This window comes from Fibrobacter sp. UWB1 (genome assembly GCF_002210325.1).
Lineage (GTDB): Bacteria > Fibrobacterota > Fibrobacteria > Fibrobacterales > Fibrobacteraceae > Fibrobacter.
Window position 1 is genome coordinate 60136 of sequence record NZ_MWQL01000008.1, and the last position, 15816, is coordinate 75951.

A 15816-nucleotide genomic window follows, 5' to 3' on the forward strand; every position below is an offset into this window, starting at 1 on the left:
TTACACCTCGCCGTTCATTTTCTTGCGCACAGGGATTCCTGCAGCAAGCATTTCTTTCTTGATTCCGGGAACAGTGTAATCACCAAAGTGAACCATCGAAGCCACCAGGGCCGCATCGGCAGAAGTCTTGCGGAACAAGTCCACAATGTGGGCCGGAGTTCCGGCACCGCCGCTAGCAATCACCGGCACCTGCACCGCACGTGCCACCTGGTCGGTAATATTCAATTCATAGCCGTTGCGAACGCCATCGGTATCGATTGCATTCAAGCAAATTTCACCGACACCCAAGTCCTCGGCCTTCTTGGCCCATTCCACGGCATCGATGCCCATCGCCTGTCGGCCACCGCGAATATACACTTCGTAGCCACTTTTGAATTTGTCAGAAACGCCAACGAACTTCGCATCCATGCCCAAGACCACGCATTGACGACCAAAGGCCTTAGCGCCTTCGGCAATGATTTCGGGGTGCAACACGGCAAGGCTGTTCACGCTCACCTTTTCGGCACCGGCCAAAAGGGCTTCATGCATATCATCCAAGTTACGGATACCGCCACCCACCGCAAACGGAATAAAAACACGGTGCGCAATCTGGCGAATCATTTCCATATCGCAAGGGCGGTTTTCAGCACTTGCTGTAATATCGTAAAACACTAATTCATCGACACCGTCAGCGCTATACTGCGCCCCCATTTCAACCGGGTCACCGATATCGATATTACCCTTAAACTTGACACCCTTCGTCACCTTACGGTTGCGGACATCAAGACATACAATCAATCGTTTCGTCAGCATGAGAATTACAGATTGCGGTCGATAACGCCTTTAACGGTTGCCTTCGGTACGGCACCAACCACATTGCCCACTTCCACTCCATTCTTGAAGAGTTTCATGTTAGGAATGTTCGTAATTCCAAAGCGGGCACAGATATCACCCACACCATTGTCATCCACATTAATCTTTGCAATAATTGCTCGACCGTCGTATTCATCGGCAAGTTCATCGATGATGGGGCCCATCATCATGCACGGACGGCACCAAGTTGCCCAGAAGTCCACAAAGACCAGCTGGCCCGAGGATATCACCGAATCAAAGTTTTCAGCAGTCAAATGAATTGCTGGCATACAAATCTCCAATTTTTTTTCTAAAAAATAGAAAAATGAGTTAGAACGCGAAGCCGAACGTATAGTTCAAGTCATAGCCCGAGCCCACGGTAGCAACTTTATCGATATCATCTTCGGCCTTACCCGAGGCTGAATAGTGAGAATAAACATAGCCGATGTCAAACGACGTCGTAAAATGACCGGAACGGAACTTATGCCCGAGATAAAAGCCAAAGCCAAAGCCATTCGCATGGGCACTGATATTATCCCTAGAATTACCGTCATAAGTGTATTCCAAGCTCACACGGTCGTAATTGAAATGTCCTGCCAGATACAAACCGCGATGTCCCTCATTAAAGTAAAAACGCAAGCCTTCCGAAATACCGAACAAAAAGACATCAAGATCTTCATCACTATCCGAAAAATCAGCCCAAATCAAATAAGGCCTGGTAATCAAGGAAACGTGGCTAGCCAAGTTTCCTTCGATAGTCAAGAAAACGGACGGAATATCAATCAGTGACAAGATGAACATCGATATCGGGTGAATCGAGACCGCAAACAGCGGCTCGTCATTTTCGGTATGGTTGATATTCATCACCGGCGTATCCTGTTCCTGGGCGCCAGAGGTATAGGCGTAAGGATCATCTGCGACCTGTGCTGTAGCAAAAGCAATCGCGAGCATGGATACCGAAAGAATTTTCTTGATCATATTTTCTCCATCTGACTTAAATTAGAACGCAAGTACGATGCCTGCCGCCAAGAGACCGACGCCCAAGGCTCCAAGTCCAATGGCTACCCCGCACTTGGTATCACCGCTGTCATTCAATTCATGGTTATCTTTGACCATCTGGCGCGTGTCGTCGCTATCGAATGCAGACAAATTCTCATATGCATGCTTCTTGTCGGCAGCCTTGCTCCAATCGCGTTCAGCCAGGTACCACATGACACCACCGGCAATAATAGGGATAATGGAACCCCACAAAAGCCCGCGACCGATACGCCTCTGGCTACGTTCCTTATTGAATGCATTCTGCTCTTCGATAAATTCAAGATCGTCCAGCACGGGCATCATGTCCACATACACCAGGTTCGGCATGTACGGCTTGATTTCCGTCGTCACCGTAGTATCGCGGTAGCCCACCTTTCTAAAATGAATCGTAGCCCTGACCTGCGGCTTTACGTTATCCACCACCACGTCGGTCATGTGGTCAGGCATCCTGTTCAGCGAAGGTTCCTGGTTCACGTAGACTTCGGCTGCTTCCGGGTTCGAATTGAGCGTCAAGCGGGTCGAGGGGCGAAGCACAGGAATCGTCACCTTGTTTACGCTATCGGCATTAATTTTTACAACGGCAGAGCCCCACCATTCTACGTCCTTCAGCACCTTCATCACCGAAATCGTATACTTGCCCGGTTTAATATTCTTGATCGTATCCGGAGCCACAATTTTCAGCGGAATGCCGTTGACATACAAGGAACATGCCTCAGGCTGCGAAACCACCAGCAAGTTGGCATTTCCCGGCGGATACAGTTCAATTGTTTCTTCGACAACCTTCACTATGGGAACCACATAGTTCGAAAGCGAAAGGTCGATCATCACGTCGTCTTCCATATTGTAGAGACGCTTCAACTCGTACCTGAAAATCTTGATGTAAGGATTCTTCTTGGCTGCGGCAATACTGTCCTGGATTTCGCGTTCACGGATTTCCTTTTCCATCTTCGCGATTTCTTCCATCTTTACGCGTTTGTCTTCTTTCGCCATTGCCGTCGCAAGATCGTCGTCGGCACCATCATCCACAGGAGCAGCCTCTGCCTTACTTGTATCAGCCTGGGCCGCCATTGAATCCTTGACCGCATCGGTCATGATGATTTCGGCGGACTTCGCATTCAAATCGACTTCTTCGTTTTCGTCTTCCGCCTGTTCAACCTCCTGGCCATTGCTTTCTTGCAAGGCAATCGCCTTCTTATCGATAAGGCGTTCAATATGGCGCAGTTCGGCTTCAGTCGGCTTTTTCAAGTAGACCGTGTCGTTTTCGATCTTTACAAAAATGGCTTCCAGTTCCGAGGAATCTCCGTTCACCCAGTAACGCACAGGCACTTCACGCCATTTCGGAGCCTCTTCCGAAGAAGAGGACGGTGCCTGCGAGGAGGACGACTGCACCACCGCAGAAGACACAGCCTGCCCTGACACGGAGTCAACCTGTGCAGCAGGTTGTTCAGCCACGACATCGTCGGCAAAAGCGATAACACTAGCCAACGCAAAAAAAGACGAAAAAACAATTCGCTTAAACATATTGTAAAGATAAATAAAAATTTGCGGAAAAGTCTCTTAGACCGCTATTTTTCTTTCACTAGCTTGGCGCAATAAATGGGGCCGCGACCTTCAGAACGGTCCGGCAGAATATGTACGCCAAATTCAGTGCGGTCGGCACCGGGCAACAAGTTTTCAATCGCCTCGAAACGCATCGAAGGCCTTTTTTTGAGAATCTTCCTGACCACGTCGTCATTTTCCATAGGCGAAAGCGCGCAGGTACCATAAACCACGGTTCCGCCCGGCTTGAGTGCATCAACCGCCGAGGCCAGGAGCGCCCCCTGTTCTACAGAAAGCCTCTTGACTCGCTTTGCAGACCACACTTCCAAATGCGCCGGAGAATTCAGCACATGCCTGTCCGAAGAACAGGGCGCATCCAGCAAGACCTTGTCAAAACATTCTTTCTTATGGAGTCCAAACTTCATGCCGTCGTAACCCGTCACCTTGATCACGGAACGCCAGCATTCGGGCAAGGAATTTTCGATCACATGCTGCAGGCGCAAGCGGCGATCCGGCGAACGGTCGTTGCTTTGCAAAGACCCTTCGCCTTTAAGCATCGACGCAATCACAAGTGTTTTTCCGCCCGGTGCAGCACACATGTCAAGCACGTCATCACCCGGCTCTACGCCAAGAGCTTGCGCCGCAAAGACCGATGCCTCGTCCAAAAAATACGGTTCAAGTCTATCACCAAAATGCAATTCTGTTGCGCAGCCCTCTCCCTTCAAGGATTCAAGCAAGGCCGGCCAGCGTTCGCCAAAAAGTTTCTCGTAGTAGTCGAAAAATTCCATAAGCCAAAAATAAAAAACTCTCTGCTCAGGGGTATGAGCAAAGAGTTATATCGTTGAGCTACCAGGATTCGAACCTAGACAAACAGAGTCAGAATCTGTTGTGCTACCATTACACCATAGCTCAATGCGCCCCCAAAGTTAGTAAAAGAATTTCACTTCGGCAAGGGGTTATTTGAAAATATTTTGATTAGGCGGGGTGTAAGTCATGCCCTGAACCTGCTGGGTACCGCCTTCAGGCAGAGATACCGGAGTAAAGGTCACGAAATAATCCGTCGAAACGTCCGAAGCACGCAAGGTAGCAATCACTTTCGGAATACCCGAATAGAGCACCACCTGCTGGGCTCCCGAAGGCAAGTCGGAAAGTCTCAGTTCACTGCAGGTCGCATCGCGAACAAAGTGCGAAGTACCCTTGATGCCAACAACCACGCTGTTCACCATGCAGTCGCTCGATTGAGTAGTATCTTCACGATCCACCACCAGAGACACGCGGCTAACCAAGGTCGAAGGACGAGACAGAGTTACATCCTTCACTTTCAAGGTATCCTTCAAGTTTTCAATATCTTTCTTGGTCAAGTAGCGGGACACGCCAGCCTGTGTCACCAGGTCATCCTGCAGTTTGCGGAATTCGAAGCGGAAGGAATCGCCCGGCAAGGAATCCGGAAGCGGCAACCACCAGCGACCAAGACTGTCAGTCGTGGTCTGAACTTCGAACTTCATCGAATCGCCTTCGACAAAATTGAAGCCGTAAATATCCTTAATCAGCATTACTTCGACATCGGCGCAAGGATTGCCATTCTTGCAAAGAACCTTACCTGAGAGACGGGCCACATTCTTCGCTTCCTTTTCGGATTCCTTGATCAAGGAATCGGCACCAGTCGTCGTACTCCAGACAATCGGACCCGAGGTAACAGAATCGCCGGCCTTGATCTTGCCGAGATCCAGGGTACGGTAGATAAGGCTATCCGCAAAGCCAAGAGACTGCATGCGGGCAACCATCATGGAATCGCCCGGGAAGATTTCCACGGACCATTCGCCTTCAGGAATCAACATCGAGAAACTGTCTGCCGCGAACACGTCGTTACAGAACGGAGTTCCCGAAAGGCAAGTCATAAAGTGGCCGCCCACGGAAACAGCAGAATCTTCCACTTCTTCAAAATAGAGCACGCTCGTTACGACAGCCGCCTTGGCAAGCTGGATGCTGCCGTAGGCCTTCGCCTTCAAAGTCGTGCGCGGCAAGTAGAACACTTCAACCGCCGACGTATCGATAACCGCCAGCTGGAAGGTATCCGACAAGGCGGAATCAAAAGAGTACACGCCATCAGAATCGGTCAAGACTTCGATTTGTTCGGGAACATGCAAGACACTATCGTAAACAGCCATGCGGGCCATACGGACCATGGCATCCGATGCGGGAGTTCCGTCAACGCGAAGAACCACACCCGATACAGCAAGTGTATTGCCTGTATCCGTCACCGTACCTGCAACCTTTTCATTACTGCAACCAATCAAGGATACTGCAAGCGAGGCGAGGCAAGCTAACAACGAAAACTTCTTGTTCATTCTTCCTCCTCGGTTTCTGGCGGCAGGTCCACCTTTTCCTTACTCAGCGGGAAAAACTGGATATTCATCTGGCACACCATGGTTTCACCTTCATCCGAACGAATAATATCGACCACTTCCTTACGGAACAAGTCAATCTTACTAATAATGCGTTCGAGACCTTCAGCAGAAACGCTCATTGTCATACAAGATACATTTCTGCGTTCGGTACTGTAATGATCCAGGGCATCTTTACCGAGGTCCATCATCTGTTTCTGGAACTGATGAACAAAAAGCGACGAGATTTCGGAGCCGCTAAAGATAGCCTTGTTAACCGAGCGATAAAAACCTTTTTCGTCCAGTTCAATCAACTGCATCGACAAGAGCAGCTGGATAGCCTGCTTTGCCTGCGGAAGAGTGATACGGGGATTCAGGAACAAAGCGAGTTCCTGGATATTCTTCGGGCCCACGTTCAAGACGGACAACGCCTCGCGGACCGCCACGTAATACCACTTACTGTAGTATTCCTGCTGACTCTTGGTCAAGGACTTGATGGCGCTCGGAAGAAGCGCGGACATCTGCTCGAAGATTGCCTGCTTAGACGCCGGCGTGGTGGCATGCGTAAAGTCCACCATCAGCGTGAAGTAGCGGCCTTCCTTTTCATTCAGGCCTAGAGCCGCAATAAACTTGGGCAACATCTGAGGCGTAAGCGACTTGCGCCCGCGGACCAAGTCCAAATAAAAGCCCGACGAGGAATACCCCGCCTTCTTGGCAAAGGACCTGTAGGAAAAGTATCGCTGCACGGACTTCCGGTAGTCGTAATAGTCCTGCAGGAACTTTCGATAGTTGTAGTAAGCGTATACGTTCATCAATCTAAATATACTTTTTTTGTCAATTTTTGGGAACACCTTATTTCAGAATTGTTTTGTAAATTCCCGTAAATCTTGCAAAAAAGAACAATCCGTGAACACTTTTGAAAAAAAAGGTGATACGCTTGCCGATTTTTTTAGATATATTCAAGGAACACCCAATCCCATCCTTTGGACTTTCGTCTGGAAACAGGCGAAAGTCCTTTTTCTTTACCAACCCATTTCATTTTTCTAAATTTGGCGCTATGAATAGCACTATGCCAAAAATCGCCCGATTTCTTAAAGAATCCACCTTTAGGCTTTTACGCATCGCAGGCATCTTGGTCGTTATATATATAAGTATGGTTTTCTACCTGGCTCTCACCGAACGCAGGAACGCATTCCCAAGAGCAATCTATCATAAAGAAGCAAACGAAGCGATCCAGGGCAAAGCAAAACCCCTCACCTGCACTCTCGAAGACGGCTCCATCCTAAACGGTTTTACTCTAGGCAACGAAAACGATCCCGTCATGCTCTATTTCCCCGAAGCCGACGAAGACGCAGCGCAATTCCTTGCACAAGTCGATTCCCTCCCGGGAACAAATATCGTCGCATTCAATTACCGAGGCTCCGCCCAGAACAAGGGAACACCCAGCGAAGACACGTTCGAGAAAGACGCAAGGCAAATCGCAGAATGCGCAGCACAGGTGAACGGCAAATTCCCGCAAACCCTTGTAGGGCGCGGCATGGGAGCCATCTCGGCAATTAACCAACACTCGAACAACAAACAAATTATCTTAATCGATCCCATCTTCGATATTGCCGATGCCATTCACCAAAAGTACGGATTTCTTTATCCTAAATTCTTGATTCGCACAAACTTCAAAGTATCCATAGACAAGCTAAAAAAAGCACAAAATAACACAACCGTACTCTTCGATAAGAAACAGTTCGAAGAAAGAACAAAGGCAGAATATTCCAAATTGGAGGGGGCCAAGTTTATTGTTCGAAATGGAGAGAGTTTGCAAAAAGTGTTGATTTTATCACAAAAACGCAATTTATTTTGATAAAATTTGACAAACGTTGTGTGAAATTTCGCACAAAAAAAACTTTTTGGGAACAGATTTTAATGTTTTTTTCTTATCTGCATTGATTTTGTTTGGGAAAATTATTAGTTTACCTTGAAAACCACAAATAAACAAAAAGAGGTGTTTATGGATACTATCATTGTAAAAATGGATATTCGCGGTTTTCTGCGTTTTCCGGACCAAGCCATCAAGACGATGAAACTTGACAAGATGGCGAAGCAAGAAAACTCCAAGAAAGGGGAAGTCATCGAAATCGGTCCATACGCCGATATCGAGGTCGACCCTGTGGGTAAGCGCGTAGCGATTACGCCCACCAAGGAAGCAAAGACCACGTCTTTCCGTTTCATTGTTGGTGTCAATTCTACAAAGTCCAAGTTCCTGTACTTCAAGGGCGCCCTGAACGCCATCGGCGAAAAGATCGTCACCGGTCCGTACGAACTTGAAAAGGAAGGCAACAAGTACATCTTCACGAGCAAGAATTCTACCAAGAAGAAAGGCCCGTGGAAACTGATTGCCTGCCGCAATTCGATCGCAAACAAGACCATGCTCTCGATCGACTCCCGCGGAACCATCATTTTCGATCGTCACACCAGAGATGCAGTGAACACTCAGGTGAACAAGACCATGATTGCCGATTACGATCGCGCCAAGAAGGTCTTCAAGCTTTCCTTCAGCAAGGACAAGGGCTTTATCAACGTGCGCACTATTGCTAGCCACGCCAACGCCTCCTTCATGGGAACCTTCTCCTCTCACGGTTTGGCGCTCCCCAAGCAGAGCTTCCGTACCGAATGCAAGGTCGAAGGCAAAACCATCACGTTCAGCGTAGCCTCCCTGGTCGCTGAACAGAAAGCTGCAGAAAAGTCCAAGAAATAATTAGTCGGAGTCTCTTATGATCGACATTCTCAAGTTGTTTTATACGACGCACTATAATTTGGGTGCACTGGCGATTTTGTTTGTCCTTCTCTTGATTTTCTTCTTGACCAAGAAGAATTACAAGGGAGCAATCATCGTCGTCGCCATCCTTATAGTCTACAATGTCGGAATCTATAAAAGGACCGAAGGTAAGTCCTGGACCATCGAAATCGACCCGCCTGAATCCGCTGCTGTGAACGATGGATACGGCAACTACACCAAGCCGCAGCCGATCAAGATGACCTTCTCCGCTACTCCGGAGAAATGGACTATCACCGACGAAAAGGGCGAAACCCATCACTGGTGCTGGCTAGACGACATGTGGGACAAGGTCGCCAATACTGACGTCGTCGCCTGGATCTGGGGCGAAAACGCCAGCAAGAAGATGATGAAATCAACGGAAACCCGCGCGAACAGCGCCGGAAACCAGGATTAATCATTAAAATTCAGAATATCAAGCTCACCTGCTTCCATCCGGAGGTAGGTGAGTTTTTTCATCCAGTCACCGGCAGACGCCACAGTCCCGTTTTCGACATTCCAAATGCCCGAAATATGGTGATGTCCCAGAATGCAGTAGGAGCATCCCGTCTTTTCGAGCATACAGTTTGCCCAATGCAGGTATTCTTCCATCTTGATAATGCGGGACTCACCCACCTTACGGCTGTTTCTGCCCACGAATCGGGCAAGAGCCATCCCCCAATCCGGATGGAGTTGGCGGAAAAGGAATCGATTCAGCGGAAAATCAAGCACGCGACGGAACAACCGGTAACCGAAGTCGGATTTTGCAACGCCATCGCCATGGCGGAAATAGACTTTTTTTCCCTGAATATCGAGTTTCAATTCCTTATGAGTCAAGACACCCAGTGATTTCGGGAAGAAATCTCCATAGGCAAAATCGTGATTTCCCTGCAACAAATGGACTTCGCAGCCGGATTTTACCAGTTCTCGCATGGCAAAGAACAAATCCATATGATTACGGCAAACGTAATCATTGTATTCGTACCAGAATTCGAACAAGTCGCCCACGATTACCAAATGCGAAGCCTTGCCCTTGATTGATTCCATAAAACGGACAAGGGCCTGCTCACGATTCGGGACTGAGCCAGGCGGGTTTACCCCGAGGTGCGCATCAGATAAAAAATATGCAGGCAAAGACATCGAGAAAGAATATAGAAAACTATGATAAATGAGGAATGTGAAATGTGTGATGAGAAATGAAGCATCCAAGTGTGAGACGTGAGTTTATTATATTTTATTACAATGAGACGCTTTTATTCAAAAATTGCAATCTTATGTTGCGGAATACTTGTCGGTTGTTCTATGAGTCTCACAAAATATGACTTGCAAGAATTCCCGAAAACAATTCCCTTTTTTGAACCAATTACACTTACTTTCGGCGAAAAAACGGTTTATTTGGACACGAATTTGCAAAGAGCGTACTCTTTTGCGGTAGATTCCGCAAGCTACCCCATGGAATCCTGCCGCGGTGTCGCCCACATCGATGCAAGCGTCACACCCGATGGAGAGGGCAGTTCCTGGAACATCGGCGCAGCCTTCATTCCCTTCTGGCCTATGCTTCCTGTTAGCGAAACATGGCATTACCGCATGGAAGCGAGGATTTTCTGCCATGGTACGCTAACCTTCAAGGTGGAATTTGAAGAAAGCGAACATGTGAAAGCGTTCTGGTACGGCCGTATGCGCGCAGACCTCGTAAACGATGCCTCGCAAGAAATGCACCGCAAGCTTTTGGAACGCCTCAAGTTCGAAACCCGCCTTGTCCGTAACACCGATCTGAATTTGGCACAAGACTTTTAAAAAGCATTTTCACCTTTCTTTTTCTCGTAACTCAGAACTATTAACTAATAATATGCACACACTCTATATTGTAGCGACCCCCATCGGGAACATGGAAGACATCACCTACCGGGCCGTGCGGACATTAAAGGAAGTTCCGCTGGTGCTTGCCGAAGACACACGCCACACGCGAGTGCTCTTTGACAATTACGGCATCAACACGCCCATGGAAGCCTACCACGACTTCAATAAAGAGAAGGTGACCCCCAAGTACGTAGAATTCCTGAAAAACGAAGGCGACATCGCCCTAGTAAGCGATGCTGGCACTCCCGGCGTTGCAGACCCGGCTTTCAACCTGGTTCGCGAGTGCGTCCGCGAAGGAATCGATGTCCGCGCCATCCCTGGCCCTTGCGCCATGATTACCGCACTTGTTTCAAGCGGCATGCCTACGGACCATTTTTGCTTTCAATACTTTTCGCCCAAAAAGAGCGCCCAGCGCATTCATCTGCTTGAAAAGCTAAAAGACGAAGAAGCGACCCAGATTTTCTACGCAAGCCCGCACAACATCGACAAGTTCGTCGAAGAAATCGGCCAAGTCTTTGGCGAAATCAAGATTGCACTGATGCGTGAACTCACCAAGAAATTCGAAGAACACCTGATTGGCACTCCATCCGAAATCACGGCACACTTCAAGGCTCACCCGCCCAAAGGCGAATTCGTACTGATTTTCAATCCCCAAGACAAGAGCGGACTGTAGTGGAATGTGGAATGTGGAATGTGGAATGTGGAATGTGGAATGTGGAATGTGAAATGTGGGATGTGGAATGTGAAATATGTTGAATAAGATTAAAACTCTCCCGAAGATTTTTTGGATTTACGTAGCGGTTCTTTTTATTGCAGAAGTGATTGTTTTTTCGCTGCGTCCCGACAAACCGGGGCTTTACACGCAGGCTTTGCAAGTACTCCCCCTCGCAGTAACGATTCCGTTTCTGTTTTTCAAAGACACCCGAAAAAATTTCAAACGCACGCTTTTCACGTTCGCAATCGTTTCTTTTGCATTCCTTGCGCTTGACTACAACATTGGCGACTTGAATAAAATCGGACACGCCGGTCTGATTCAGATTATCCTGACGGCATGCCCCATCGGCATTTTCTGGATTACTCTTTTTGTCCGTTGGAATTACAGACATATCAAAACTCGCGAATCGCGCACGGCCTTATTTCTTTCCTGTTTTGCATGGGGTCTGTTCGCACTCGCCCACCCACCCATGCCCTTGGGCCCAGCAGCTTTACTGTTGCTTGTTCCATGGTTCATCGTCCTTAACCGATTCACCCGCGGTCAAGCCATGTTCGCCACCTTCTGGTCGGGCATGCTTTACAACACCATCAACTACTACTGGATTTACAACGTCATGCACGTGGAGACTGCTCCTTCGGGGCTGATTCTCCTCGGACTCTTTTTGCTGATAGCCTTCTTTAGCGCCTACAACACATTAGCCGGATTCGTGTACACGCTTGCAAAAGAAGCCCCAGCCAAAATTCGCATCGTATTGCTGATACTTTTCCCGATCTTTTACGCAGGCCTTGAAATGACCCGCACCTATGGCGACTTCGCCTTCCCGTGGAGCCACTTGGGCTATGTTTTCGGTAACAGCCTTGAACTTTTGCAGATGCTCCCCTATATCGGAATTTTTGGCTACACGATTTTGGTCATCGCTTCGAACCAAGCCGTAGCCCAGACACTTTGCAAAGTTCAAGACATCAAAAAAGCAATCCCTGTTCTAGCCGTCCCCCTTTCCATTTTTGTAGTGTTACTCATTCAAGGCAGTATCGTCTTGTCTAAAACCGAAGCCCAACCGTTCTACAATGCAGACGCCGAAGGCAACCCCTCTATCGCCCTTGTACAACCAAGCATTGCACAGGGTGCCAAATGGAGCAAGGAACGTTTCGATAACATTGTCAACAAGACTCTCGGCATGGTCAACGACAGCATTAAGGAACATGCTGACCTTATCGTGCTTGCCGAAACCGCAATCCCCGACCACATTCGCAGGCAGCCCGGCATCATTGAACGCCTGCACGAAGTCGCAGACAGCAAGAACTCTCAACTTTTGGTAGGCGCACTCGACTACAGTCGCAATCCGCGCGGAAGCATCCGTAAGTTCGATGTCTACAATGCCTCGTTCCTGTTCACTCCCGGCGATTTTCACTTCCCGAAGCGCTACATCAAAAAGCACCTGGTGCCTTTTAGCGAACGAATTCCGTTTGACGAAATCTTCCCGATTTTAAACTATGTAGATCTTGGCGAAGGAGACTTTGTCGCCGGTAAAGAAACCCCCGTCTACCAGCCGTTCCTGTGGACACCCTACATTTGCTACGACGCCATTTTTGGCGACCTGGTGCGCGAAGCGATCCGCGAAGGATCCCGCCTCATGGTCAACATTACCAACGACGGCTGGTTCGGCCGGAGCACCGCCCCTTACCAGCACCTGAACTTGATCCGTTACCGCGCCATCGAAAACGGCATGCCGGTGGCACGCCTCGCCAACAGCGGTGTTTCCGCATTCATCGACCAGTACGGCCACTACGACGGCAATACCGAAATATTCACCGATCGCGTTGTACAAAGAAAAGTGCCGCTCAAGACCCGCGACACTCTATACAGCCGTATTGGCGACTTTGTTGAAATGTTCTTGCTGTGCTTTTTCGCAGCCTACCTGATCGCAACGCTTTTGCTCTCTTTTATCAACCGCAAACGCGGCTAGAACAAAAGTAGAGGCGGCCAATGTCCTGCCTTGGGGCGTTCCTTGAATTCCACCCCAGGCATAAATTCCTTGAGTTCCAAGGTCATAGCCGGCGGAACGGCACCATCCATGCGACCATATAGGACCTGTGTTTCAGCCGTAATAGGAACAGGCGCATCAATTCGGTTCTTTGCAATATACGAGAGTCCCTTATACAAGGCTTCAGGATTAATCGCCTTGGCGGCTTTCATCCAGTCATCTTGCCATTCACCAAATTCATTTTCGATTAATTCATAAAAAGCATTCAAGGTTGCATCGACCGCGGTTTTCGTCTGGTGCGCAATAAAAGACAAATTTTCGTTATTCCATTCACTGTGATCGGAGCAATAATCCGCATAAGGCGAAAGGAGAATCCATTTCTGGTTCTTGGGGCGATTGTGAGCATTCTTTAAAAGAACGAAAGCTCCCAAACCCCATCCAACAACGGTAGACGCCTCTGCAATACCAGGCAAACCGTAAACATCATCAAGAACAGACACCATCTTTTCGTATGTCACGAAAAGGTGTTCTGCATCAGGCGCAATGCCGACCAGATCGTCTTCCCATATCCCCATATCCGAGGCAAAATCCGGAAGCCATGTCCATTTCTCATTCATAATCCAATCCTTTTGTTCTGTTCGTAACCCAATCCTAAATATATAGAGTTTTTTTTGAATAAAACACTTATTACAAAAAAAAATTAAAATCTTCCTTTTTTCATATTCCAATCAAGAATATTCCATTTCGTAAGACATAAATAAACTTTGTCGTCAAAATCGTATGAAAAAATAAGTTCACGCTCATCTTTTGGAAATAAACTTTATATTTTCAAAGTGATGTTTCTATTAAGGCGTTTTTCCATACGTATTACACTCCTTTGCCTGGGGCTTACGCTCGGGGCAATGGCAGAAACATCTTTTGAAGACCAAAGATTTCCTCAGAAGCCCAGTGAAGGTCAGATTTACGACGACAATCACCTGCTGAACGCTTCCGAGACACAACTTTTTAACGATCTCGCCCAAAAATTCCATCAAGAAACAGGAATCGAGCTTACCTGCGTGCTGATAGACGACATCGGACACGCAAACCAATTCGAAAAAGGGGACAAGTACGCAAAGTACACCGCCGAACAATGGAATCTCGGCAAAGAAAACGGTGAAGGCATCATGATTTTCGTTGCTCAAAAGCAACGCTGGAAAAACATCGTCGTCACCCCCAGTCTCGAAAAAATCTACAGCGAAAAGAAACTGGCCAAGGTTCAACAAAAGACACTCCTTCCCGCCTTCCGCGAAAACAATTACAGCGAAGGGATCCTTTCGCTTTCGTACGCACTCGCTAAAATCGGCGCCAAGGCAAAAGGCAAAAAGCTTAACATCGACGAAACCCCGTACAAGCTTAGAGAAAACAGCGTCTCCTCGCTCATGATTCTATTCATCCTCTTTGTTTCGTTCCTGTTGCTGATGGCAAAGTTCAGCGGCGGGCGCGGCAACGGAATCTTCTGGTTCCTGTTCGGCGGCGCCATCAAGAACAAGAAGAAGGACGAACCCGAAGTCGGATTCGGCGGCGGATTCGGAAGCAGCCCGCGAGGCTTTGGCGGTGGATTCGGAAGCGGTTTTGGCAACAGCGGATTCGGGAACAGGAATTCCTGGTGAGGTTAACATGAAAAAGAACCTGAGCATCGTAGAACTTCAAAGATCCAACTGGCCGGGCATGCTACAGCAAGCTCTGGGCGACAACCTGATTTCGGCGTTCATTCACGGCGATTGTCTGGTCGAAGGATTCAACGCACTCGAAAGCCCCTGGACCGTAAGCTTTATCTTGCGAGACAACTCGACTGCAAGCATCAAGCCCCTGCAGAACCTGTTGCGCGAAGCCAAGAAAGAAAACATCGAGTTCCGCTATTTCTTTACGCTTAAAGAAATCCAGACATCCGAAGACGTTTTCCCGCTGGAATTTTTGCATATCGCCAACAGGAATGTCGCACTCGCCGGCGCAAAGCCGCTGCCCAACTACCAGCCGAATGTGGAATGCCTACGCCTGGAATGCGAACGCGAATTGCGCGGACTTTTGATTCACCTGCGCGAAGCCTACATTTACCTGCAGCAAGATCGCAATCCGCTCGGATTCTTTGCTCGGGCCAATGCGACTCTCCTCCCGATTATGTACGGGGTCTATTACTTGCTTCACAAGACCTACCCCGAAAACCACCAGCAAATCTTTAGCGCCTACCCTGCGCTCCGCGCACCAATCAGTAGCCGGAACGAAAAGGCTTTCATCGAGAGCATAAATAGCTATATTGCGACCGTCACTGAAATCGTAAACCAGGTCGACTCCATGGATGCGGTTTAATACGGGATTTTTAAATGATTTGCAATAGCATTCTAGGCACCATCCATCACGGCACCTACAAGAAGGTTATCGACGTCCTGTTCGAACGTCACGAACTCAAGGAACATTCTATCCGCCGCATCGCCCGTGACGGAGTCGAAATTGAAATCGACATCAACGAAGACATGCAAGAAGGCGACATCCTAGTCGAAACGGACCACTACGTGTACGCCGTCAAGATTTATGTTCCTAAGCCCCCAAAAGAAAATCTTGACCCTGTAAACAAGGTCAAGCATTATCTATAGCGATTCCGGATATCTGAATTCAG

General features: G+C 48.3%; 18 protein-coding genes and 1 tRNA gene. 9 read left to right on the top strand and 10 right to left on the bottom strand.

Features of this window, described 5'->3' with window-relative positions:
- From hisF to B7988_RS07940, 8 genes are all read right to left on the bottom strand, one after another.
- Positions 1–792: an imidazole glycerol phosphate synthase subunit HisF gene (hisF, locus tag B7988_RS07905; RefSeq protein ID WP_073320237.1), complete on the bottom strand. Its 792-nt coding sequence runs from the start codon at positions 790–792 to the stop codon at positions 1–3.
- A 5-nt stretch (positions 793–797) separates the two neighbouring features.
- Entirely contained in the window at positions 798–1121 is a 324-nt protein-coding gene (gene trxA / locus B7988_RS07910; protein WP_088657493.1) for a thioredoxin, read from the bottom strand.
- A gap of 40 nt (positions 1122–1161) precedes the next feature.
- Positions 1162–1809, bottom strand: a complete 648-nt coding sequence (locus B7988_RS07915) for a DUF3575 domain-containing protein (protein ID WP_088657494.1) — start codon at positions 1807–1809, stop codon at positions 1162–1164.
- A gap of 21 nt (positions 1810–1830) precedes the next feature.
- The gene (locus tag B7988_RS07920) at positions 1831–3354 is read right to left on the bottom strand and encodes a hypothetical protein (protein WP_170930582.1); all 1524 of its coding nucleotides are present in this window, start codon (positions 3352–3354) and stop codon (positions 1831–1833) included.
- A gap of 80 nt (positions 3355–3434) precedes the next feature.
- Positions 3435–4196, bottom strand: a complete 762-nt coding sequence (locus B7988_RS07925; protein ID WP_088657496.1) for an RsmB/NOP family class I SAM-dependent RNA methyltransferase — start codon at positions 4194–4196, stop codon at positions 3435–3437.
- Positions 4197–4249: 53 nt separating this feature from the next.
- Positions 4250–4320 (bottom strand) — tRNA-Gln (locus B7988_RS07930).
- 44 nt (positions 4321–4364) lie between these two features.
- Positions 4365–5756, bottom strand: a complete 1392-nt coding sequence (locus tag B7988_RS07935) for a hypothetical protein (RefSeq protein ID WP_073320220.1) — start codon at positions 5754–5756, stop codon at positions 4365–4367.
- Entirely contained in the window at positions 5753–6604 is an 852-nt protein-coding gene (locus B7988_RS07940) for a TIGR02147 family protein (protein WP_073320217.1), read from the bottom strand. The genes B7988_RS07935 and B7988_RS07940 overlap by 4 nt, the downstream gene beginning before the upstream one ends.
- Before the next feature lie 245 nt (positions 6605–6849).
- Between B7988_RS07940 and B7988_RS07945 the strand changes: the two genes are divergently transcribed.
- The 3 genes from B7988_RS07945 to B7988_RS07955 all read left to right on the top strand — a co-directional run bounded on the left by B7988_RS07945 (position 6850) and on the right by B7988_RS07955 (position 9019).
- A complete protein-coding gene (locus tag B7988_RS07945; RefSeq protein ID WP_141225600.1) occupies positions 6850–7650 on the top strand; it encodes an alpha/beta hydrolase in 801 nt (266 codons plus the stop codon).
- 147 nt (positions 7651–7797) lie between these two features.
- Positions 7798–8544, top strand: a complete 747-nt coding sequence (locus B7988_RS07950) for a hypothetical protein (RefSeq protein WP_073320211.1) — start codon at positions 7798–7800, stop codon at positions 8542–8544.
- Positions 8545–8560: 16 nt separating this feature from the next.
- Complete coding sequence (locus B7988_RS07955; protein WP_073320208.1) at positions 8561–9019, top strand: hypothetical protein; 459 nt, start codon at positions 8561–8563, stop codon at positions 9017–9019.
- Here the strand turns inward: B7988_RS07955 and B7988_RS07960 are convergent.
- Positions 9016–9741 carry a UDP-2,3-diacylglucosamine diphosphatase gene (locus B7988_RS07960; RefSeq protein WP_088657497.1) on the bottom strand — a complete coding sequence of 242 codons (726 nt, stop codon included), beginning with the start codon at positions 9739–9741 and terminating at the stop codon, positions 9016–9018. The genes B7988_RS07955 and B7988_RS07960 overlap by 4 nt on opposite strands.
- A gap of 162 nt (positions 9742–9903) precedes the next feature.
- Between B7988_RS07960 and B7988_RS07965 the strand changes: the two genes are divergently transcribed.
- The 3 genes from B7988_RS07965 to lnt all read left to right on the top strand — a co-directional run bounded on the left by B7988_RS07965 (position 9904) and on the right by lnt (position 13142).
- Positions 9904–10398 carry a hypothetical protein gene (locus B7988_RS07965; protein WP_088657498.1) on the top strand — a complete coding sequence of 165 codons (495 nt, stop codon included), beginning with the start codon at positions 9904–9906 and terminating at the stop codon, positions 10396–10398.
- Between the two features lie 52 nt (positions 10399–10450).
- The gene (gene rsmI, locus B7988_RS07970; protein WP_073320199.1) at positions 10451–11134 is read left to right on the top strand and encodes a 16S rRNA (cytidine(1402)-2'-O)-methyltransferase; all 684 of its coding nucleotides are present in this window, start codon (positions 10451–10453) and stop codon (positions 11132–11134) included.
- 76 nt (positions 11135–11210) lie between these two features.
- Positions 11211–13142: an apolipoprotein N-acyltransferase gene (gene lnt / locus B7988_RS07975; RefSeq protein ID WP_249268914.1), complete on the top strand. Its 1932-nt coding sequence runs from the start codon at positions 11211–11213 to the stop codon at positions 13140–13142.
- Here lnt and B7988_RS07980 read toward each other — a convergent pair.
- Positions 13139–13777: an alpha/beta hydrolase gene (locus B7988_RS07980; protein ID WP_073320196.1), complete on the bottom strand. Its 639-nt coding sequence runs from the start codon at positions 13775–13777 to the stop codon at positions 13139–13141. The two genes, lnt and B7988_RS07980, sit on opposite strands and share 4 nt — an antisense overlap.
- A gap of 285 nt (positions 13778–14062) precedes the next feature.
- Here B7988_RS07980 and B7988_RS07985 point away from each other — a divergent pair, with 285 nt between their 5' ends.
- The 3 genes from B7988_RS07985 to B7988_RS07995 are packed head-to-tail and all read left to right on the top strand — an operon-like array spanning position 14063 to position 15793.
- The gene (locus B7988_RS07985; protein WP_163414407.1) at positions 14063–14812 is read left to right on the top strand and encodes a TPM domain-containing protein; all 750 of its coding nucleotides are present in this window, start codon (positions 14063–14065) and stop codon (positions 14810–14812) included.
- Positions 14813–14819: 7 nt separating this feature from the next.
- A complete protein-coding gene (locus B7988_RS07990; protein ID WP_073320190.1) occupies positions 14820–15509 on the top strand; it encodes a hypothetical protein in 690 nt (229 codons plus the stop codon).
- A 14-nt stretch (positions 15510–15523) separates the two neighbouring features.
- Positions 15524–15793, top strand: coding sequence for a hypothetical protein (locus B7988_RS07995; RefSeq protein WP_088657500.1), 270 nt, complete (start codon positions 15524–15526; stop codon positions 15791–15793).
- Positions 15794–15816 lie beyond the last annotated feature (23 nt).

Coding starts and splice junctions, on each gene's coding strand:
- B7988_RS07980 (WP_073320196.1), bottom strand. CDS start 13,777: ATGAATGAGAAATGGACATGGCTTCCGGATTTTGCCTCGGATATGGGG.
- B7988_RS07915 (WP_088657494.1), bottom strand. CDS start 1,809: ATGATCAAGAAAATTCTTTCGGTATCCATGCTCGCGATTGCTTTTGCT.
- B7988_RS07995 (WP_088657500.1), top strand. CDS start 15,524: ATGATTTGCAATAGCATTCTAGGCACCATCCATCACGGCACCTACAAG.
- B7988_RS07965 (WP_088657498.1), top strand. CDS start 9,904: ATGAGTCTCACAAAATATGACTTGCAAGAATTCCCGAAAACAATTCCC.
- rsmI (WP_073320199.1), top strand. CDS start 10,451: ATGCACACACTCTATATTGTAGCGACCCCCATCGGGAACATGGAAGAC.
- trxA (WP_088657493.1), bottom strand. CDS start 1,121: ATGCCAGCAATTCATTTGACTGCTGAAAACTTTGATTCGGTGATATCC.
- B7988_RS07950 (WP_073320211.1), top strand. CDS start 7,798: ATGGATACTATCATTGTAAAAATGGATATTCGCGGTTTTCTGCGTTTT.
- B7988_RS07940 (WP_073320217.1), bottom strand. CDS start 6,604: ATGAACGTATACGCTTACTACAACTATCGAAAGTTCCTGCAGGACTAT.
- B7988_RS07945 (WP_141225600.1), top strand. CDS start 6,850: ATGAATAGCACTATGCCAAAAATCGCCCGATTTCTTAAAGAATCCACC.
- B7988_RS07960 (WP_088657497.1), bottom strand. CDS start 9,741: ATGTCTTTGCCTGCATATTTTTTATCTGATGCGCACCTCGGGGTAAAC.
- B7988_RS07990 (WP_073320190.1), top strand. CDS start 14,820: ATGAAAAAGAACCTGAGCATCGTAGAACTTCAAAGATCCAACTGGCCG.
- B7988_RS07935 (WP_073320220.1), bottom strand. CDS start 5,756: ATGAACAAGAAGTTTTCGTTGTTAGCTTGCCTCGCCTCGCTTGCAGTA.
- lnt (WP_249268914.1), top strand. CDS start 11,211: ATGTTGAATAAGATTAAAACTCTCCCGAAGATTTTTTGGATTTACGTA.
- B7988_RS07985 (WP_163414407.1), top strand. CDS start 14,063: ATGGCAGAAACATCTTTTGAAGACCAAAGATTTCCTCAGAAGCCCAGT.
- B7988_RS07925 (WP_088657496.1), bottom strand. CDS start 4,196: ATGGAATTTTTCGACTACTACGAGAAACTTTTTGGCGAACGCTGGCCG.
- hisF (WP_073320237.1), bottom strand. CDS start 792: ATGCTGACGAAACGATTGATTGTATGTCTTGATGTCCGCAACCGTAAG.
- B7988_RS07955 (WP_073320208.1), top strand. CDS start 8,561: ATGATCGACATTCTCAAGTTGTTTTATACGACGCACTATAATTTGGGT.